The sequence below is a fragment of the Pseudomonas sp. S1_G07 genome (genome assembly GCF_054668565.1).
In genome coordinates, this window is sequence record NZ_CP162778.1 from 6048831 (window position 1) to 6069156 (window position 20326).

The window sequence follows — 20326 nt, forward strand, 5'->3', positions numbered from 1 at the left end:
AGTGAATATCAGCGTACGCCTTCAGCCCTCAACGCAGCCGGGGTGTAATCCGCTGCCTTCGCCGCGAAGCCGAATACGAAGCTGCTTTTCTCCTCGTTCTTCATGCCCAGCGCGATATAGCGCCCGGCAATCAGGTCGTACAGGGTTTCGACGGTGTAGGCCGGCACCTGATGATCGTAATAGAACTGCGCATGGCCTTCGGCGACACGCCACAGTTGGCCCCGGCCGTCGTAGTGATCCACCAGCGCCACTTGCCAGCTGTCTTCGTCGATGTACATGTGGCGCTTGGCGTAGATGTGCCGCTCGCCGGGCTTGACGGTACCGACCACCTCCCACACGCGGTGCAGCTCGTAGCGGGTCAGGTCCTGGTTGATATGGCCAGCCTTGATGATGTCGTCGTACTTGAGTGACGGCGAATCGAGCTTGTAGCTGTTGTAGGGGATGTACATCTCTTTCTTGCCCACCAGCTTCCAGTCGTAGCGGTCGGGGGCACCGGAGAACATATCGAAGTTGTCGGTGGTGCGCAGGCCATCGGACGCGGTGCCCGGGCCGTCATAGGACACTTGTGGCGCACGCCGCACGCGGCGCTGGCCGGCGTTGTAGATCCAGGCCAGGCGCGGCTCCTTCACCTGGTCGAGGGTTTCGTGCACCAGCAGCACGTTGCCCGCCAACCGCGCCGGGGCCGTGACCGACTGTTTGAAATAGCTCAACACGTTGGCCGCCTTGGCCGGGTCGATATCCGGGATAGCCTGGGGCACCGCCACCTCTTCCTCGAAGCGGATCGGCGTGTAGCTGCCGTTGGTCTGCGGCGTGGCCTGGGTGATGATGCGACGCAGATTGCCGCCGTGGTAACGGGTGATGTGGTTCCACAGCACCTCCACGCCATTCTTTGGGATCGGGAACGCGTAGTAACGGTTGCCGGTGAAGTTTTCCAGGCCGTTGCCGTCATTGATCGCCTTGACGTTCAGCGCGCTGCGCTTGATCGACTCGTAGATATCCGGCGGCAGGTTGACGGTACGGTGAGTGGGGTACACCGGGATCTTGTAGGTCTCGGGGTAGCGCTTGAACATCGCCACCTGGCCGTCGGAGAGTTTGTCCTTGTACTTATCAACGGTGGCCGCGGTAATCACGAACAGCGGCTTTTCGCTGGCGAACGGGTCGGCGAGAAAGCCCTTGCTGTCCACCGCGCCGGCGTTTTTCGGAATGCCGCCGGTCCAGGCCGGTATCGAGCCGTCGGCGTTGCCGGCTTTTTCGGCGCCGACCGGCGTGAGGGTGGTGCCCAGCTTGGCCGCCTCGTCCGGCGACACCGCCGCCAGCACATGGGCGGCCAACAGGCTCAGGGCCAACACTGCAATTGTCTTACGCATAAGTTCTTGTCCTTCTTTAAGCCAAATCAGAAGTTCACGCCGAAGCTGAGGGCGAGGAAGTCGCGGTCGGTCAGGGTGTTGTAGTCGCCGCCAAAGAAGTCGGTGTAGCTGAGGCTGGCGGTGTAGGTGCTGCGGTAGTCCGCATCCACCCCGACGCTGATGGCCTTGGCGCCTTTGTTGAACAGGCCGTTGGGGCCGTAGCCGGCCACGTCATGGGACCAGGACAGGTTGGGCTTGAGGTTCACCCCGGCAATAGCGTTGTTGTAGTCCAGGATCGCCCGCGCGCGGTAGCCCCAGGAGGTGGCGGTGACAAAACCGTCGGTGTCACCCTGGAAACCGTAGGCGCCGTACACCGAGTCGCGGCCGTAACGCAGTTTGGATTTGTCCTCCAGGCCGGCCACATGGACCACGGCGGCCTCGCCCACCAGGGTCAGGCGTTCGGCGCCCAGCACCTGATCGAAGAACTGGGTCATGGTGCTTTGGATCTGGGTGATTTCCTTGCGGCGGTAGCCCTTGTTGTCGGCACCGAAGGAGGAACGGATCGGCGACGCCGCGTTGCCGGCAATCGGGTTGATCAGGGCCAGGGTCAAGTCCGTGGTATTGAGCTGCACCGGTGCATTCGGGCGGTAGCTGATCTCGCCGGTCCACGCCGTGCCGGTAGGCAAGGTGGTGGAGAAGCTGGCACCGAACAGGCGGATATCTTCCGGGTAATCGAGGTAGTACTGGCCGCGGCCTAGCATGGTGCTCTGGGCCAGGGCCGAACCGAAGCCCGCCGGGGCGGCAGCGGCGATACCGCCGATGGTCGCCAGATTGGTGTTGGCGGTGATGGTGCCCACGGTGGGGGTGCGGCTGTGGTAATTCATGAAGTACAGACCGTACTCGGTGTCATCGCCCAGCCAGCGCAAGGCGGCACCGAACTGACCGGAGTCCCGCGCATCGCGGTCACCGGCGCGCTGCACCACTACGCCTTCGCGGGTCACCACAAAGCCTTGGCCGCGTGCCGCCGCGATCGGTTGCAGCGGCGCAATCGCCGGGTTGCCCACCGTGTAGTTACCAGTGCAGCCATCCGCCGCCACGTCACTGCCAAAAAAGGTGCCGCAGTTATCCAGCACGGTCTGGTCCCACTCCAACTGATAGAAGCCTTCCACGGTCAGTTGGTTGGTCAGGCTCTGGGAGGCGAACAGCATGTTCACCGGGATCAGGCCTTCCTTGATCTCGGCACCGGGCCGACGGAACGCCGACACGTCGATAGGGTTGATGCTGTTGATGGAGTTGCCGATGAAGGTGCTTTCGCCCCAACTGACCACCTGCTTACCGGCACGCACCGTGCCTGGCAGGTCACCCAAGGAGTAGTTGTGGTAGACGAACGCATCGAGGATCTGCGCACCGCTGGATTTGGCGCCTTCCTTGCGGTTGTGGTCGCTGATCTGTTTGAACTCGCGGTCTTCGTCCTTGAGCTCGAAGTCGTACCAGTACTTGCCACGCACGAACACACCGGTATCGCCGTATTTCAGTTCAAGGTCGTGAAGGCCCTTGAATATCTTGGAGAAGGTCTCGCCCTTCTTGAAGTTGAGACGCCCGTCATCCCCCGTGGAAGCCTGACCCGTGCCGCCATTGACGGTGCCCACGAGTTTTTTATCGGCATCGCGCATGCCCCAGCTCGAGCCGACCGACAACGAGGAATCGAATTGCCCTTCGATCTCGCCAATGTTGAAGGAAACAGCCTGTGCCTGGGCACAGCAACCCAACGCAACCGCAGCGGCCAGCGCCTGTGGCGTGAAGATGGCGCGCATTGTTGTTTTTGTCATGCGTCTTCCCCGGTGAGTGACAGAAGGCCCCACCCTACTGCCGCGCATCAGGAGCGATAAGCGCACCAAGGAGGGATTCGTGTTGTCGCTCGAAAGGATGACAGGGCGCTCTGGCCTGGGTCTGGGCGGGGGCATGCAGCGGCTGGATAGCGGGTTATCAGGGGCATGGATGGTCGGCGCATGACCGTTGCTGTTTGCGTAACAGTCCTTGTCCTGAACCGCTATTACTCATTTTGCTGCAAGCGATTATTCTGACCGGGCTTTCAGGGCAGACAGCCCGCTTCCACAACAGGAAGAAGAGCCAGATTCAGATGGATTGAGGCCATTTTTCAATCTGTTACCGGTGTTCACTGACGTTGATTTGTCGCTCCTTAATCCAACGTCTTACTTCGGCCGCTGCCTATGCAGCGGCCTTTTTTATGCCTGAAATAAAACGGGGCGCTATCAGCGCCCCGTAGGATTCACAGCCTTTCAGGCAATGATCACAGGCTGTACTTCTGCAAGTTGGCCATCATTTCCTTCAACGCCTCGATATTATCCTTGGGGTGGGCGGCCCCTTCGAAGTCGCAGATCTGCTGCCAGTGTGCCGCCACGTCCTCGGGCGAGAAGCCCGCCTGCGGATCAAAGCCCACGCCCAGGCTGCGCTCCCAGCGGGTCTTGCCGATCCAGCCACCGCCCACCTCGAACAGCCCCGAGGTTTCCTCGCACGCCTCACTGCCCAGGTACACCACCAGCGGGCTGACCAGTTCCGGTTTGAGGCGCTCGAACACCTGCGGCGGAATCAGCCCTTCGGTCATGCGCGTGCCGCCGGTGGGGGCGATGGCGTTGACCAGGATGTTGTGCTTGCGCCCTTCCAGCGCCAGGGTGCGGGTCAAACCGTACAGGCCGAGCTTGGCCATACCGTAGTTGGACTGGCCGAAATTGCCGTAGATACCCGAGGTGGACGCCGTGAAGATCACCCGGCCATAACCTTGCTCACGCAGATGGGGCCAGGCGGCACGGGTGACTTTGTAGGCGCCTTCGACATGCACGCGGTAAACCAGGTCCCAGTCGCTGTCGTCCATCTTGTGGAAGGTTTTGTCGCGCAGGATGCCGGCGTTATTGACCACCACGTCAATGCGGCCAAAGGCGTCGAGCGCATTCTGCACAACCTTGTCACCGTAGGTGACAGAGTCATGGTTGGCTTCGGCGATACCGCCCGCCTGGCGAATCTCAGCCACCACCCGATCAGCCGCCGAGGCATTGGCGCCTTCACCCTGGGTAGAGCCGCCAAGATCGTTGACCAGCACTTTGGCACCATGCCTGGCGAACAGCAGCGCATGGGCGCGGCCCAAGCCGCCGCCGGCACCGGTGACGATCACGACCTTATCCTGAAACTGCACTGACTCACTCATACCGAACTCCAATGGCGACAATGGGAATGGGTCGAGTGTCAGGCACGGGGCCTTTGGTCACAATAAAGTCGGCCAGGGCTGAATGGTGCTCGATAAGGCAGGGGGATGATCGTCAACGGCCCAATGAAGATCCAAGGACCGGGGCTTTGTCCCACATTACAGGCTGCACAATCCGATCCCGGAACGCCAAATAGTGCTTGAGCACCTGCACCGGCGCCTCGATCTGCGGGTAGTGGCCGATATTGGCCAACAGCACTGTGTCGGCGTGAGGCACCAATTGGTGATACCGCTCCACCATATGCACGCCGGAGATCGGGTCCACCTCGCCATTGATCACCCGCAACGGCACGTCGCCCTGCTGCATCGCCGCCACCCAACGCTCACGCAAACGCCGGCGTTGGGGGATGTAGGTGATCAGTTTGTGCAGGATGCGGGGGCCATCATTGCAGTCGATCAGGCTCCAGAAGTCATCCAGAGCGCTTTCGCTGGGGCGGGTGTCGGGGCCGAATATCTGGCTGAAGCTGTCGGCCAGGGCATTGCGCCCGAACGCTCGCCCGATCATCCAGCCAACGGGGCTGAGCAAGAGCTTTTGAATCAGCGCCGAACGATGGGTTTCCGGGAACAGGCCACCATTGAGGAAGACACAACTGGCCATCTGGAAGCGGCCTTCATAGTGGCGGGCCAGCAGTTCCTGGGCGACGCTGTCACCGTAGTCGTGGGCCAGCACATGCACCGGTTGCCGTACCCCCAGATGGTCGAGCAGGGCCTGTTGCACATCCGCCTGTTCCAGCAGGCAATAACCGTGGTCCAGAGGTTTGGCCGAGTCGCCGAAGCCAAGCATGTCGCAGGCGATCACCAGATTGCGCTGGGCCAGCGGTTGCCACAGGTAATGCCAGTCCCAGCTGGCGGTGGGGAAGCCGTGGATCAGCAGCAACGGTTCGCCCTGCCCCGCCACCCAGTAACGCAGGGTACGCCCATGAAAGACGAAACTCTGGCCGTGTTTGCGCCAGGCACTGAGCGGGATCTCGGAGAGCGGCATCAGCTTTTGTACCCCGGGTCCTGACTGTCCAACTTGCGCAGCAGTGCCGGCCAGGCCAGTGCACCGCCCATGCCTTGGGCGCTCTTTGTCACAGCCGCCACCATCGCCCTGGCACCGGCAAGAATCTGCGGCTCGATGCTGATCAATGGCGTGCCGCCATTTTGCGCCAGCACCTGGATATCGCAGGCGCGCTGGAAAATGAACATCATCAGGAAGGTGTCGGCGATGCTTTCACCGCAGGTCAGCAGGCCGTGGTTGTGCAGCATAAGGAAATTCTTATCGCCCAAATCGGCCTGCAGACGGGCTTTCTCGTCGTGGTTCAATGCCACGCCTTCGTAGGCGTGATAGGCCAGGCTCGAGAGCACGAACAACGATTGCTGGCTGATGGGCAACACCCCCTGCTTTTGCGCAGCCACCGCGACACCGGCCGCCGTATGGGTGTGCAACACACAACTCACATCGTGACGCACTTCATGGATGGCGCTGTGGATGGTGTAGCCCGCCGGGTTGATCTCATAGGGGCTGTCCATCAATTTGTGGCCGGCCAGGTCAACCTTGACCAGGTTCGAGGCGGTCACTTCGTGGAACATCAGCCCATAGGGGTTGATCAGGAACGCATCGGCGCCCGGCACTTTGGCCGAAATATGCGTGAAGATCAGGTCATCCCAGCCATGCGAAGCCACCAGGCGATAACAGGCCGCCAGGTCGACACGGGTTTGCCACTCGGCCGCGCTGACCTGGTCTTTGACATTCTGTGGCGATACAACCGGGGTTAGGCTCACGGCAACGACCTCCTTGGCGCACTTGTTATTATTTTTTTGTGATGGGCCAGTCTAGTCAGACACCCTGGCGGAAGTAGTCGCCTTCGCAGCCAGCTTGGTGACCCTGCGAGTCAGCCTGGAGGATAGTTCAAATTCATGTAACCGGCGTCAGAGAAGCGCCGCCAATAAAGGCACGGCGAACAGGTTGAGCAAACCGGTCAAGACCATCACCAAGCCTGCCACCGAGCCTTCTTCGCCACCCACCTCATGGGCCCGGCTGACGCCGGCGCCGTGGGCCCCCACGCCAAACAACGCACCGCGCGCCAGCGGGGTACGCAGCGGCAACCACTTGAGCAACACACCGCCGAGCATGGCGCCGAACACACCGGTGAACATCACGAACACCGCAGTCAGCTCCGGCACGCCACCGAGGTCGGAGGAGACGGGCATGGCGAATGGCGTGGTGATGGAGCGCGGCACCAGGGACATCGTCACCGCGCTGTTCAAGGCTAACGCCTTGGCCAGGCCGAACGAGGTGGCAATGGACGCCGCGCTGCCAGCGACCATGCCCAGCAGCAACGCCGACCAGTGGCGCGCCAGCAGGCGGCGCTGTTGCCAGATCGGTACCGCAAACGCCACGGTAACCGGGCCCAGCACCCACATCAGCCAATGCGTGTCGGTGGCGTATTCGGCATAAGCGGTGTGCATCGGCACAGCCACCGCCAGCAGCAGCGCCGGCACCAGGATCAACGGGGACAACAGATAACGCCCGGTGCGACGGTAGATCCAGCGGCTGAAGGTATACGCCGTCAGTGTCAGTACCAGCCAGAACACCGGCATCAGTTCAAGCTTCATGGCGCAACCTCCAGCGGCACACCCACTCTACGGTGAAGGCCGTGACCAGCATCACCGCCAAGGTACTGAAACCGATCACCAGCAGGATGCGCCAACCGTCACTGCGCAGCAGGCCACCGTAGTCGAGCAGGCTCATCAGGGCGGGAATAAAGAACAGCAGCATTTCGGCCATCAACACCCCGGCGCCCAATTGCAGGGTTGCCGGCTTGACCAGGCCGCTGGCGAAGCTCGCCAACAGCAAACCCAGGCCCACCACGCCGCCAGGAATCGGCCACGCCAGCCATACAGCCAATTGGCAGCCAAGCAGGTAGATGGCCAGTAACACCAGCAGTTCAGTCAACAGACGGATGAGACGTTTCATAAGGGTTAGGTCCTCGCAAGCCTTCATTTTAGAGGCCCGCCTTCCATCCCCACAGCGAATTGTTAGACTGTTGGCTATTCCAAACTGGAATCATGCATATGGAATTCAAACAGCTGCGCAGTTTTGTCGAAGTGATCCACCGAGGCGGATTCACCCAAGCCGGGAAAACCCTGCATATCAGTCAGTCCGCGGTCAGCAAGCAGGTCGCGCAACTGGAGCACAGCCTCGGCACGCCCCTGCTCGATCGGATGGCCTCGCAGATCCGCCTGACGGCCGCGGGTGAAGTGGTGCTGCAACGCGCCGAAGCGATGCTGCGCCTGCAGACCGAACTGCTCAGCGAACTGGATGACCTGCAGCAACTGACCCGAGGCGAGCTGCGCCTGGGCCTGCCGTTACTGGCGGGTGATACGTTGTTCGCCGGGCTGTTTGCCGAGTACCGCCGGCGCTATCCGAACGTGACCATCCAATTGCTGGAGGGCGGCAGCCACCATATCGAGCAGGCGATCCTGAGCGGCGAACTGGAAGTCGGTGGCAGCCTGAAACCCAGCGATCCGGCGTTTGCCTGGCAAGCGTTCTGCGACGAGCCGCTGGATGCGCTGTTGCCGATGGATCATCCGCTGGCCGTCAACGCACACGTGCGCCTGGAGGAGTTGGCCGACACGCCATTCCTGATGTACCAGCGCAGTTTCGTCCTCAATGACCGCCTGATGCGGGCGTGCCAACAGTTGGGTTTTACCCCGAGGGAAATCGGCCGCAGTGGCCAGGCGGATTTTCTCGCCGCGCTGGTCGCGGCCGGCCAGGGCGTGGTGCTGTTGCCCAGCGTGGTCGCCCGAGGGCTGGTGCGACCAGGGGTGGTACGCCTCACACTGAAGGCGCCCGACTACCTGCGCTGGGACATTGCGTTTATCTGGCGCGAGGGCGCCTATCTGTCGAAAGCCGCCCAGGCCTGGCTGGCGTTGTTGCGCGAATATCCAGTCAAGCGCGCAGTGCAGTGATCAACTCCGCCAGCCAGGGCTCGGCGTCGGTTTCCGGGGTGACGCTTTCGCTGGCGTCCAGGCGCAGCATCGGCAGCACCTCACGCACGCCCAACTCGCCGAACAGCTCGCGCATCTGCTCGCCACCGCCGCAGAAGGTATCGCCGTAACTGGCATCGCCCAGGGCAATCACTGCACCGGGCAGGCCACGCCAGGCGGCGGGCAACTGATCACGAATCGTCGAATACAGCGGTTGCAGGTTGTCGGGCAGTTCACCCATGCCGGTGGTGGAAGTCACTGCCAGCAAGGCGTCAGGCGCAAAGGCCAGCATGTCGGCCAAGGTCGCACGCGGGTTGTGCCAGGCGTCGAAACCGGCATCCTTGAGTTTTTTTTCAGCGTGGCGGGCGACTTCTTCCGCCGTGCCGTAAACCGAGCCGGAAAGGATGGCGACTTTCATCAATCTGATCCTGTAGTTGAGCGAAAGCCTGGGATATTAACAGCGACGCAAATATTTCGGGGCATGCCGTGCAACATTCAACGCATGTCATAAACTGCCAGTTCAACAACCAGCCATGGACCGCTCAATGATTAACGCCAAGCTGATGCAAATGGTGATCAACGCTTCCAACGACGGCATTGTGGTCGCCGAACGCGAAGGCAAGGACAAGCCGCTGATTTACGTCAACCCGGCCTTCGAACGCCTGACCGGTTACACCCTGGATGAAATCCTCTACCAGGATTGCCGCTTCCTGCAGTCAGGGGACCGCGACCAGCCGGCACTGATGGCAATTCGAGAGGCATTGGAGAGCGGCGGTGCCTGCCGGGAGACCCTGCGTAATTACCGCAAGGACGGCAGCCATTTCTGGAACGAGCTGTCGCTTTCGACGGTTTACAACCAGGCCGACAGGCAGACGTATTTTGTGGGTGTGCAAAAAGACGTCACCTTGCAGGTCAAGGCCCAGCAGCGTGTCGCCCAACTGGAAAGCGAATTGGCGCAGGTGAAGGCCGAGCTGGCCGCGCTCAAAGCGACGAGCGGATCTAACAATATTTAGATAATGTGGTCACTAGGGGGGATAATGGCACTTTAATGCTCTTCCCCCTCATTCATCGAGCACCCGTAATGCAACGCGACACGCTTCTGACCCAGGACGAACTGGACTTCATTCAGAACATGCAGCACAACCCGCAACTCAACCTGCGGGACGCTTCATCGAGCCTGACGGTCAACGGCGGTGCCCAGATTCGCGACTTGCTGACCCGCCTGGCCGCCCACGACCATGTGACCATCCAGGCGCAGTTCGACAACCAGCAACTGACCTTTCCCCTGCGCCTGGTGGAGGATGAGTTCAACGCATTGCATCTGCGCCTGGGGGTACCGAGCATCTTCGAGGACGGGCCGATGATCCGTCCGTGGCGCCTGGCGCTTGAAATGCCGGTGGCACTGGAAAACATCAAGGGCACCCCTGGCGCGCTCTGGGTGCATGAAGTGTCGTTCAAGGGCGTACTGGTGGAGATTCGAGGTCGGATCAAGCCACCCAAGCGCTTTTCCCTGTGGTTCAGCCCTTCCGGTTACGAGCGCATCGCGCTGCGCGGCACGTTCGAGCGGGAAACGGCGCGGGGTCTGTTTGCTTATCGCCTGAGCCAGGAGGATGCCGATGAAACCGAGCGCCTGCGCCAGTTCATCCTGCATCAGCACCGCCTGGCGCATCCGCAGATGCATGCCTGATATCAGGTATCCAGACTGCCGTTGAGAAATTGCTGCAAGCGGCGTTGCATCTGGCGCCCCTCACTGCCCAGGCAACCGACGGCGGAGCCCGCCAACGCTTTCTGCGCAAAATCCGAGGCGGCACCGGCCAGGAACAAGGGACAATCCAGGGTCAATGCCAGGCGATTGAGGCGCCCGGCCAGGTCCTGATTGTGCGCGTGGTTGGAGAAGACGATCAGCGCCTGGGGGCGAATCTTTTCACAGACCAGCGTCAATTCATCCAAAGGCTGGCCCATGCCCAGCACCTTCACGGCCAGGTCGTCCCGGCTCATGAACAGCGCTGCGACCAGCAATTCCAACTTGCGACACTCACCCGCAATGGCGGTGAGCAGGACCCGAGGCGCAGACGACAGGCTTGCGGTTTGCAGACGCTGAAACGTCTGCATGCGCAGGAAGGTGTCGAAGAACAGCCATTCGCTGGCCTGGCCAAAATGCTCCTGGTGGCGCAACAGCTCGGTCCAGAGCGGCATCAGGATGCCCTGGAATGCCACATTGAGTGGGTAGGTGGCGAAAATCTGGCCGTACAGGCTTTCCAGCTGACGGTCGTCAAAGGCGTGGACAGCCTGCAACAGGCGCGCGCGCCATTGCGACACATGCTCTTCGTCGGCCCCATCTCCCTCCGCTGCGCGAATCGCTTCGGCCTGCTGATCGTCGCGCGCGAGGATCTTACCCACCTTGCTGACCGCAACGCCACGCTCGATCCACTCGAGGATACGATTGACGGTCTCAATATCGCCCCTGGAGTAGAGACGGTGCCCGCTTTCGGTGCGCACGGGCTGAATCAGGCCGTAACGCCGCTCCCAGGCACGCAGGGTGACCGGGTTGACGCCTGTCAATCTCGAGACTTCACGAATCGGAAAAAGCTCAGTGGAATCGATCGTATCAAGATGCGAAACACTATCAACGGGAGCTGTAATTACGGGCATTGGAGACCAAAAAGCCAACGTTAACTGGGCGCCCATTTAACGCCTTTATATCTGTCTTTTTCAAGTGTTCAACATTTCGCACCAATAATGCTGGCGTATTACGGCAGAACCGGAATAATTCTTGCCTGTCTGCTCCTGTGTAAAGAGCAACTTCGCTGCATCACCCCGCAGCGTCGTCCGTGCGCCACCTACCCGGTTCAGCGCATTCGAATATTTGGAGATACACAATGTCTACCTCCCCCGTCACCTTGTTGGTCGCGCGCCGCGTGGCCAAGGGTCGCTACGAAGAACTCATGGCCTGGCTGCAAGAAGGCGAGCAGTTGGCCACCGACTTCCCCGGTTATCTGGGGTCGGGCGTGCTGGCGCCGCCGCCCAACGATGATGAGTTCCAGATCATTTTCCGCTTCGCCGATGAACCCACCCTGCATGCCTGGGAGTTTTCCGCATCCCGCAGTGCCTGGCTGAGCCGTGGCAGCGACTTGTTTGCCGACCCGTCCGAGCATCGCGTACGCGGCATTGACGGCTGGTTCGGCGCCGTGGGTGCGCGCCCGCCGCGCTGGAAACAGGCGGTGGCGATATGGCTGGCGTTTTTCCCGGTGTCGCTGCTGTTCAATTTTGGCCTGGGCCCGCTGCTCAGTCAGTTGGACCTGGTGCCTCGCATACTGGTCAGTACCCTGGCGCTAACCCCCCTGATGGTTTATGGGTTCATTCCCTTGTCGACTCACCTGTTGGCGAACTGGCTGCACCCCGTGCCGCCACCGCGCAAGAGCACCGAAGCGGCGGCGTGAGTACAGGGGAGGCCGTCGCTGGTATGATTTGCGCCTGCCAGCGACGCGAGCCTCCCCATGACTGCTACGAACGCCCCGATCCTGATCACCGGCGCCGGCCAACGTGTCGGCCTGCATTGCGCCCAGCGCCTGCTGGACGAGGGCCAACCGGTGATTTTCAGCTACCGCAGCGAACGTCCCGGCGTGCAGGCCTTGCGCGAGCGTGGCGCGATCGGCGTGTTTGCCGATTTCTCCAGCGAGGCAGGGATACTGGCGTTTATCGCTCAATTGCAGACCCATACCCACACCCTGCGCGCGATCATCCACAACGCCTCGGCCTGGATCGCGGAAATACCAGGCGACGAAAGCCGCGCGTTTACCGACATGTTCAACGTGCACATGCTTGCGCCCTACCTGATCAACCTGCATTGTTCACCTTTGCTGCAACGCTCATCACCTGCCGATATCGTGCATATCAGCGATGATGTGGTGCGCAAGGGCAGCCGCCAGCACATCGCCTACTGTGCCACCAAGGCCGGGCTCGACAGCCTGACGTTGTCGTTTGCCGCGCAGTTTGCGCCGCTGATCAAGGTCAACGGCATTGCCCCGGCGATGGTGATGTTCAACGAGGACGACGACGCGGCCTACCGCGCCAAGGTGCTGGCCAAGTCGGCCCTGGGCATCGAACCCGGGCCCGAAGTGATCTACCAGAGCGTGCGCTACCTGCTGGACAACCCCTATGTCACCGGTACCACCCTGACCGTCAACGGCGGGCGGCATATCAAGTAAGCCGTTTGTGAGGATGTTGTATGACTTTATCCCTGCCCCACCATTACCACGAGATTCTCAAGGGCTTGGGTGAAGACCCGGAGCGTGAAGGCCTGCTCGACACCCCCAAGCGCGCTGCCAAGGCCATGCAATACCTGTGTCATGGTTATGAGCAGAACCTGGAAGAGATCGTCAACGGCGCGCTGTTCGCTTCAGACAATGACGAGATGGTGATTCTCAAGGACATCGAGCTGTATTCGCTGTGCGAACACCACCTGCTGCCCTTTATCGGCAAGGCGCATGTGGCCTATATTCCGACCGGCAAGGTGCTGGGGCTTTCGAAACTGGCGCGCATCGTCGACATGTTCGCCCGGCGCCTGCAGATCCAGGAAAACCTCACGCGGCAGATCGCCGATGCCATCCAGGGCGTGACCCAGGCCGCCGGCGTGGCGGTGGTGATCGAGGCCAAGCACATGTGCATGATGATGCGCGGCGTGGAGAAACAGAATTCAACCATGAACACCTCGGTGATGCTCGGCGCCTTCCGCGAGTCGAGCACCACGCGCATGGAGTTCCTGCAACTGATTGGACGGAGCAAGTAGCAATGCCACAACTTCAACCAGGCATGGCGCGTATCCGGGTCAAGGACCTTTGCCTGCGCACCTACATCGGCATCAATGAGGACGAGATTCTCAACAAGCAGGATGTGCTGATCAACCTGAGCATCCTGTATGCCGCCCAGGAGGCCGTGCGCGACAACGACATCGACCACGCACTGAACTACCGCACCATCACCAAGGCAATCATCGCCCATGTAGAAGGCAACCGCTTTGCCCTGCTGGAGCGCCTGACCCAGGAACTGCTGGACCTGGTGATGAGCAATGAGTCGGTGCTGTATGCCGAAGTCGAAGTGGACAAGCCCCACGCGCTGCGCTTTGCCGAGTCGGTTTCGATAACGCTCGCGGCAAGCCGCTCAGTTTCAAGCGACAAGTTACAAGCGACAAGCTGACCCCATTCCAACTTGCAGCTTGAAGCTGACCCGCTTGAAGCTGTCTCGAAGAGACTTCATATGAACGACCAACAACGCCTCGAACTTGAAGCCGCCGCTTTCCGTCGGCTGGTGGCGCACCTGGACAGCCGCAAGGATGTGCAGAACATCGACCTGATGAACCTCGCCGGTTTCTGCCGTAACTGCTTGTCCAAGTGGTACAAGGCCGAGGCCGATGAACGCCAGATCGACGTCAGCCTCGATGACGCCCGTGAAGTGGTGTACGGCATGCCGTACGCCGAGTGGAAAGCCCGATACCAGCAAGAAGCCAGCGCCGAGCAACAGGCAGCGTTCGCCAAAGGAAAACCTCATGACTAGGCGCTTGCCAAGCGTCAGTTAGAAATGTTTATGCGCGATCCTATCCTGAGGCGCGGTTCCCTCAGCCTCGTCCCACCTTTGACTTTGAATCGCAACCGAGCATTGATTCTGCGGCCAGATGCGCTACAACTCTAGGTGCTATGCCACCTTGGAAGGCAATTTATGGCAATAACGCAAAATACCCGTTGGGTGCAGGTTGACAGCCCACTCGGCGGCGATGCCCTCTTGCTGCAGAGCATGGCAGGCAGTGAAGAGCTGGGGCGTTTGTTTCACTACGAATTGGACCTCACTTCCGAAGATCAGGCGATCAAGTTCGACCAGTTGCTGGGTAAGCCGATGGGCCTCACGCTGGAACTGTTCGAGGGTGGCCATCGCTACTTTCACGGCATTGTCGGCAGTTGCCGACAGCTGACCGGCCATGGCCAGTTCGCGGGCTACCGCGTCAGCCTGCGGCCCTGGTTCTGGCTACTCACGCGCACCTCGGATTGCCGGATTTTCCAGAATAAGACCGTGCCGGATATCATCAAGCAAGTATTTCGCGACCTCGGTTTCTCCGACTTCGAAGACAGCCTGAGCGGCAGCTATCACGAGTGGGAATATTGCGTGCAGTACCGCGAAACCAGCTTCGACTTCGTCAGCCGGTTGATGGAGCAGGAAGGCATCTATTACTACTTTCGCCATGAAAAGACGCGTCACGTACTGGTGTTGGCCGATGCCTATGGTGCTCATTCCACAGCGGCAGACTACGCCTCGGTGCCTTTTTATCCCCCCGATCGGCAAATGCGCGAACGCGATCATTTCTACGATTGGCAACTGGCGCGGGAAGTACAATCCGGTTCGCTGGCGCTGAACGACTATGACTTCCAGCGCCCCCGTGCCAGCCTTGATGTGCGCTCCAGTGTGCCGCGCAACCACAGCAACGGCGACTACCCCCTCTACGACTATCCCGGTGAATACGTACAGAGTGACGATGGCGAGCACTACGCGCGTACCCGCATCGAAGCCATTCATAGCCAGTTCGAGCGCGTGCAGTTGCGCGGCTGCGCCCGCGGCCTGGGCTCCGGCCATTTGTTCAGACTGACTGGCTACAACCGTGAGGACCAGAACCGCGAATACCTGGTGGTGGCCGCACGCTATCAGCTCCGCCAGGAACTCTATGAAAGCGGGCACTTGGAACTGGCCGAGCAGTTCATCAGTGAGCTGGACTGCATGGATGCCGGCCAGGCCTTCCGTCCCCTACCCTTGACCCCCATGACCATCGTCCGCGGGCCGCAGACCGCCGTGGTGGTTGGCCCCAGTGGCGAGGAGATCTGGACCGACCAGTATGGCCGGGTCAAGGTGCACTTCCACTGGGACCGCCATGACCAGTCCAACGAAAACAGCTCCTGCTGGATTCGCGTATCCCAGGCCTGGGCCGGCAAGAACTGGGGAGCCATGCAGATCCCGCGGATCGGTCAGGAAGTGATCGTCAGCTTCCTCGAAGGCGATCCGGATCGACCGATCATCACCGGTCGTGTCTACAACGCCGAACAGACGGTGCCCTACAAGCTGCCGGCCAATGCCACCCAGAGCGGAGTGAAAAGCCGTTCAAGCAAAGACGGCTCACCCGCCAACTTCAATGAAATCCGTATGGAGGACAAAAAAGGCGCGGAGCAACTGTTTATCCACGCAGAGAAGAACCAGGACATCGAGGTAGAGAACGACGAGACCCACTGGGTCGGTCATGACCGCAGCAAAACCATCGACAACGATGAAACCGTACACGTCAAACACGACCGCACAGAGACGGTGGACAACAACGAAACCATCTCCATCGGCGTGAACCGTACCGAGGATGTGGGCAATAACGAGAAAATCACCATCGGTGTCAATCGCACCGAGCACGTGGGCAGCAACGAAAGCATCACCATCGGAGCAAACCGCACAGAAAAGGTCGGCGCCAACGAAAAGATCACCATCGTCAGCAACCGCACCGAAGATGTAGGCGGCAACGAGACCATCGACATCACGGGCAACCGTAACGAAACGGTCAACGGCAACGAAGGGATCGAGATCAACGGCAACCAGAGTACCCAGATCGGCCAGAACGAATCCCGTAACGTTGACCGGAACCGAACCACAAGCATCAAGCAGAACGACAGCCTGGACGTTGGCAAGCACTTTTCCCTTACCGCCGGCGACTCCATTACCCTGACCACGGGCGCGTCCAGCATCACCATGAAGAAGGACGGCTCCATCACGATTCGCGGCAAGAACATCATCATCGACGGTTCCGGCGCCATCAACATCAAGGCCAACAAGAACGTGGTGATCAAAGGGCAGAAGATCCTGCAGAACTAGGACATGGAGGTATGTATATGACGGTTCAGTACCCGCTCCCCACCCAGGCCCGCATCGACGGGGTCGTCATCGGCACCCTGCTTGAACTGCCGCATGCCGGTGCGCCCACGGTCACCTACCCCGGTTGCCCGAACAGCGGCGGCATCGTCGCGCGTTGCACCGCGCGGCTAAGCCCGGCGGATATCGGCAGCCCGGTGGCACTCATGTTCGAAGACGGCGACCCGATCCGCCCTCTGGTGATCGGCCTTCTGCTTGGCGCACAGGCCGCACCTGCTTCCGTCGCCTGCGTGCAGTTGGATGAGCAGTGCCTGGAGTTGAGCGCCGAGCGCGAGATCGTGCTGCGTTGCGGCAAAGCCAGCATCACGCTGACCCGCGCCGGCAAAGTGATCATCCAGGGCGCCTACCTGTCCAGCCGCTCCAGCGGAGTCAACCGTATCAAGGGTGGCTCGGTGCAAATCAACTAGACAGGTAGTCGTGCAATGGAATTGCTCAATGCCAGCAAGCTGATGACTGCCTATACCTTGGGCATGGGGCGCGATGGGCGCGAATCCCTGGTGGTGGTGGCCAAAGGCACCTTCAACCTGGCGCTGGACGGCCGCGCCTTGACCCTCGCTGACAGCCAGCAACCGCTACTGATGGCCGACACCTTCCTCGGCGAGCCGGGCATCAGCGCCCCGCTGCAGGAAATGGACTTCGCCCCGGTCAAGCCCTTCTGCGATGTGCTGGTGTGTGGCAAGGCCTATGCGCCCGGCGGGCGGCCCGTGACGCAGTTGACCGCGGGTATTCGCGTGGGTCGGGTGAGCAAGGCTTTTTCCGTCCTTGGCCCGCGGCACTGGCAGTTGGGACTACTGGGTATATCTCCCGGCTCGCCGCAACCTTTTACCGAACAGAGCATTTCCTATGCCCAGGCCTATGGTGGCTCTCATCCTATGGTGAACGCCCCCGACATGCGTGACGGTTACCTGGACAACCCAAGCGGTTGTGGCTGGTACCCGCGCGGCCTTGATAACGCCTGCATCGTGGGAAGGCCAATGCCTAACACCGAGGAAGTGGGCAAACCGATCGACAACCCCAGTGGCGACTTCCGCCCTATGGCCCTCGGCCCCATCGGTCGTAGCTGGCCGCAACGCGCCCGCTTCGCCGGTACCTACGACGATGCCTGGAAGGCCGACTGCTTTCCGTTTCTGCCAGCGGACTTCGACACCCGCTACTTTCAGGCCGCCCCTGAGGACCAGCAGGTCGATTACCTGCGCGGCGGCGAGGAAGTGCGACTGCTAAACCTCACCGCTCAGGAGCATGCAGGCTTTCGCATCCCTGAAATGGAGGTGCCGGTGACCTTCTTCCTGAAAAAAGGTGGCCATGAAACGGTGTCAGCGGTGATCGACACCCTGCTGATCGACACAGACGCTCGCCAGGTGCAGTTGACCTGGCGTATCTCCCGTCCGCTACGGCGTAACATGTTCGAAATTGCCCAAGTGCTGGTCGGCACCCTGTCCACCGGCTGGTGGCGCGCCCGAGAACTGGGTAAAGATTACTACCCGTCGCTGCGCGCCCTGGTAAACGCCAGGCGCGCCCCGGAGGAAACGCACTGATGCGTGTTCTGAGCATTATCGGCTCCGGCATGGTCAGCGCTGTCGGCCTCAGCGCACCGGCCAGTTGCGCGGCGATCCGCTGTGCCATCGACAACTTCCAGGAAACCCGTTTTATCGATCACGACGGTGAATGGCTCATTGCTGCCAGCGTGCCGTTGGAACAGCCCTGGCGCGGCCGCACCAAGCTGATCAAGATGGCCGCCCGAGCCATTGCCGAGGCCCTGCACAGCACCCCCAATGTCGATCCGGAAAAGACCCCGCTGCTGCTGGGGCTGGCGGAACTCGAGCGCCCCGGCCGCCTCGCGGGTCTCGATAAAGGGCTGCTGCACGCCATCGAAGACGAACTGGGCCTGCGCTTTCATCCAGCCTCCAGCATCATCGCCCAGGGCCGGGTCAGTGCCGCCGTAGCCCTGCTTGATGCACGCACGCTGATCTACCAGGGCGGCCATCGCCACGTGCTGATTGCCGGCGTCGACTCCTTCCTGAACGGACCAACGCTGGCCGCCTTCGAACAACGCGAACGCCTGCTCACCCGTCAGAACTCCAACGGTTTTATCCCCGGCGAAGGGGCTGCAGCCGTGGTGCTGGCCGCCCCCGTTGCCAGTGAAAAGCCGCAATTGGCCTGCATCGGCCTGGGGTTCGGCACGGAACAGGCTACGGTGGAATCAGAAGACATTCCGCTACGTGCCGAAGGCCTGACCCAGGCCGTCCGCGCGGCCCTGAGCGAAGCCGGTTGCGGGTTGGAGCAGATGGATTATCGCCTGACGGATATTTCCGGCGAACAGTATTACTTCAAGGAAGCTTCCCTGGCCCTGAGCCGCAACCTGCGGGTACGCAAGGAGTTCTTCCATCTCTGGCACCCCGCCGACTGCATCGGCGAAGTCGGCGCCGCCATCGGCCCGGCGATGCTCGCCGTGGCGTTGGCCGCCAGCCATAAGGGCTACGGCGAAGGGCCGAATATTTTTTGCCACCTGGGCAACGACGCCGGCCAACGCGCCGTCGCGCTGCTCAGCTACCAGACCGTGAGGGCTGCCTGATGGCCAACCAAGTATTTGCCAACAATATGGAAGTGTCCTGCAAATCGGCCGACGGCAAGTCGATCGCCTGCTTTCCGGATGTCTGCTTCACCCCGCCCGTGGCCCCGCCCACCCCGCTGGGTGTGCCCATCCCCTACCCCAATACCGGCATGGCCAAGGACACGACCAAGGGCAGTCGGACGGTGAAGATCAGTGGTAAGGAAATCATGCTCAAGGACCAGAGCTACTTCAAGACCAGCTATGGGGATGAGGCTGGGAACGCTCCCAAAAAGGGCGTCGTCACCAGCAAGATCAAGGGCAAGGTGTATTTCACCTCCTGGTCGATGGACGTGAAATACGAAGGGAAGAACGTTGTCCGACACATGGACCTGACCACCCACAATCACGCGTCCCAACCGGGCAACACCATGCCCTGGACCTACACGGACAGAATGGCACTGGCCAAGGATTTGGCCCAATGCGAGGGCGAACGAGGCCGGGCGAAAGACGCTTGCGGGGACCTCAAGCAGAAAATGATCTGCCCGGATATCAGCAAGCTACAGGCTGCGACCAACGCCAGGAAAGCCGCTAAAGACGCGGCAGGCGCCGGGTTTAAGGATAATGCGGCCTATCTGGGCAAACATGCCGAAGTCCAGGGCGAGTATTCGGCCCTGGCCAGGACCATCAACAGCGATCCTTGCCAAAAAGCGATGCGCTGTTTTCTCGCGCCGTTCAAACCCAACAGATGCTGCCCCGGACAAACCGGTGACCATCTGATCGATTCGGCATCCTTTACCGACGGGCCGGCCTTTCCCGGCCAACCCAGAAGCAAGCACCCCACCAAAGCCGGCTGGAGCAAATACAAGACCGACAGAGCTCCGGTGATGTGTGCAGAGGGGCCCAATCAGACCACCGCGACCCACGGCCAGATGCATACACGGCGTGGGGTGGTGGCCTTGCATGAGGCCGATGCAAAGGGGGAGTGGCCAAGGGCCAAGGCTACGCAGACTGGGGCCAAGGCGGCGAAGAAAACATTTCCGGACTCCGACTGCAGTCAGGAATGTCTGGAAGCTCAGTTGAACAAATATCACGACAAAGCAAAGGATCCTGGCAAGGAAAAGCCGATCAATGCCAGTGTGTCGATGACCAGTGATCCACATCAGCGCAGCAAGGCTGCTGCCGAGATGCTCGCTAGCGAATCTAATCGTTAATTTATCCACATTTGGA

At 60.8% G+C, this 20326-nt stretch carries 22 protein-coding genes; 13 read left to right on the top strand and 9 right to left on the bottom strand.

What is annotated here, in order from left to right; all coding sequences use genetic code 11:
• Positions 1-8 precede the first annotated feature (8 nt).
• From AB4O05_RS27640 to AB4O05_RS27670, 7 genes are all read right to left on the bottom strand, one after another.
• Positions 9-1367: a DUF1329 domain-containing protein gene (locus AB4O05_RS27640; RefSeq protein WP_460134112.1), complete on the bottom strand. Its 1359-nt coding sequence runs from the start codon at positions 1365-1367 to the stop codon at positions 9-11.
• Between the two features lie 26 nt (positions 1368-1393).
• Entirely contained in the window at positions 1394-3175 is a 1782-nt protein-coding gene (locus tag AB4O05_RS27645; protein ID WP_460134111.1) for a DUF1302 domain-containing protein, read from the bottom strand.
• A 482-nt stretch (positions 3176-3657) separates the two neighbouring features.
• Positions 3658-4569, bottom strand: coding sequence for an SDR family oxidoreductase (locus AB4O05_RS27650; RefSeq protein ID WP_460134109.1), 912 nt, complete (start codon positions 4567-4569; stop codon positions 3658-3660).
• Positions 4570-4681: 112 nt separating this feature from the next.
• Positions 4682-5608, bottom strand: coding sequence for an alpha/beta fold hydrolase (locus AB4O05_RS27655; protein ID WP_460134107.1), 927 nt, complete (start codon positions 5606-5608; stop codon positions 4682-4684).
• Complete coding sequence (locus AB4O05_RS27660; RefSeq protein ID WP_460134105.1) at positions 5608-6390, bottom strand: class II aldolase/adducin family protein; 783 nt, start codon at positions 6388-6390, stop codon at positions 5608-5610. Before AB4O05_RS27660 ends, AB4O05_RS27655 begins: the two co-directional genes overlap by 1 nt.
• Positions 6391-6537: 147 nt before the next feature.
• Positions 6538-7224, bottom strand: a complete 687-nt coding sequence (locus tag AB4O05_RS27665) for an LrgB family protein (RefSeq protein ID WP_460134103.1) — start codon at positions 7222-7224, stop codon at positions 6538-6540.
• On the bottom strand, positions 7214-7585 hold the full coding sequence (locus AB4O05_RS27670; RefSeq protein ID WP_460134101.1) for a CidA/LrgA family protein: 372 nt from the start codon (positions 7583-7585) through the stop codon (positions 7214-7216). The genes AB4O05_RS27665 and AB4O05_RS27670 overlap by 11 nt, the downstream gene beginning before the upstream one ends.
• A gap of 98 nt (positions 7586-7683) precedes the next feature.
• Here AB4O05_RS27670 and AB4O05_RS27675 point away from each other — a divergent pair, with 98 nt between their 5' ends.
• Positions 7684-8580 (top strand): LysR family transcriptional regulator, encoded by an 897-nt coding sequence (locus AB4O05_RS27675; protein WP_460134099.1) that lies wholly within the window; start codon positions 7684-7686, stop codon positions 8578-8580.
• Here the strand turns inward: AB4O05_RS27675 and AB4O05_RS27680 are convergent.
• The gene (locus AB4O05_RS27680; protein ID WP_460164821.1) at positions 8561-9016 is read right to left on the bottom strand and encodes a flavodoxin; all 456 of its coding nucleotides are present in this window, start codon (positions 9014-9016) and stop codon (positions 8561-8563) included. The genes AB4O05_RS27675 and AB4O05_RS27680 overlap by 20 nt on opposite strands.
• 127 nt (positions 9017-9143) lie before the next feature.
• Between AB4O05_RS27680 and AB4O05_RS27685 the strand changes: the two genes are divergently transcribed.
• Positions 9144-9611, top strand: coding sequence for a PAS domain-containing protein (locus AB4O05_RS27685; RefSeq protein WP_460134097.1), 468 nt, complete (start codon positions 9144-9146; stop codon positions 9609-9611).
• 68 nt (positions 9612-9679) lie between these two features.
• Positions 9680-10285, top strand: a complete 606-nt coding sequence (locus tag AB4O05_RS27690) for a hypothetical protein (protein ID WP_460134096.1) — start codon at positions 9680-9682, stop codon at positions 10283-10285.
• A gap of 2 nt (positions 10286-10287) precedes the next feature.
• Here the strand turns inward: AB4O05_RS27690 and AB4O05_RS27695 are convergent, their stop codons facing one another.
• Complete coding sequence (locus AB4O05_RS27695) at positions 10288-11250, bottom strand: MerR family transcriptional regulator (RefSeq protein ID WP_460134093.1); 963 nt, start codon at positions 11248-11250, stop codon at positions 10288-10290.
• 227 nt (positions 11251-11477) lie between these two features.
• Between AB4O05_RS27695 and AB4O05_RS27700 the strand changes: the two genes are divergently transcribed.
• The 10 genes from AB4O05_RS27700 (at position 11478) to AB4O05_RS27745 (ending at position 20310) form a co-directional block, all read left to right on the top strand.
• The gene (locus tag AB4O05_RS27700; protein ID WP_460134090.1) at positions 11478-12038 is read left to right on the top strand and encodes an antibiotic biosynthesis monooxygenase; all 561 of its coding nucleotides are present in this window, start codon (positions 11478-11480) and stop codon (positions 12036-12038) included.
• Between the two features lie 57 nt (positions 12039-12095).
• On the top strand, positions 12096-12806 hold the full coding sequence (folM, locus tag AB4O05_RS27705; RefSeq protein ID WP_460134088.1) for a dihydromonapterin reductase: 711 nt from the start codon (positions 12096-12098) through the stop codon (positions 12804-12806).
• 20 nt (positions 12807-12826) lie between these two features.
• Positions 12827-13387 (top strand): GTP cyclohydrolase I FolE, encoded by a 561-nt coding sequence (gene folE / locus AB4O05_RS27710; RefSeq protein WP_460134086.1) that lies wholly within the window; start codon positions 12827-12829, stop codon positions 13385-13387.
• Positions 13388-13389: 2 nt separating this feature from the next.
• Complete coding sequence (gene folX, locus AB4O05_RS27715) at positions 13390-13794, top strand: dihydroneopterin triphosphate 2'-epimerase (RefSeq protein WP_460134085.1); 405 nt, start codon at positions 13390-13392, stop codon at positions 13792-13794.
• Between the two features lie 60 nt (positions 13795-13854).
• On the top strand, positions 13855-14151 hold the full coding sequence (locus AB4O05_RS27720; RefSeq protein ID WP_460134082.1) for a DUF1244 domain-containing protein: 297 nt from the start codon (positions 13855-13857) through the stop codon (positions 14149-14151).
• A 162-nt stretch (positions 14152-14313) separates the two neighbouring features.
• A complete protein-coding gene (locus AB4O05_RS27725) occupies positions 14314-16491 on the top strand; it encodes a type VI secretion system Vgr family protein (RefSeq protein ID WP_460134079.1) in 2178 nt (725 codons plus the stop codon).
• 17 nt (positions 16492-16508) lie between these two features.
• On the top strand, positions 16509-16955 hold the full coding sequence (locus AB4O05_RS27730) for a DUF6484 domain-containing protein (protein ID WP_460134077.1): 447 nt from the start codon (positions 16509-16511) through the stop codon (positions 16953-16955).
• A gap of 15 nt (positions 16956-16970) precedes the next feature.
• Complete coding sequence (locus tag AB4O05_RS27735) at positions 16971-18083, top strand: DUF2169 family type VI secretion system accessory protein (RefSeq protein WP_460134076.1); 1113 nt, start codon at positions 16971-16973, stop codon at positions 18081-18083.
• On the top strand, positions 18080-19120 hold the full coding sequence (locus AB4O05_RS27740) for a hypothetical protein (protein WP_460137726.1): 1041 nt from the start codon (positions 18080-18082) through the stop codon (positions 19118-19120). Before AB4O05_RS27735 ends, AB4O05_RS27740 begins: the two co-directional genes overlap by 4 nt.
• On the top strand, positions 19120-20310 hold the full coding sequence (locus tag AB4O05_RS27745) for a PAAR-like domain-containing protein (protein WP_460134074.1): 1191 nt from the start codon (positions 19120-19122) through the stop codon (positions 20308-20310). Before AB4O05_RS27740 ends, AB4O05_RS27745 begins: the two co-directional genes overlap by 1 nt.
• The last annotated feature ends 16 nt before the right edge of the window (positions 20311-20326 follow it).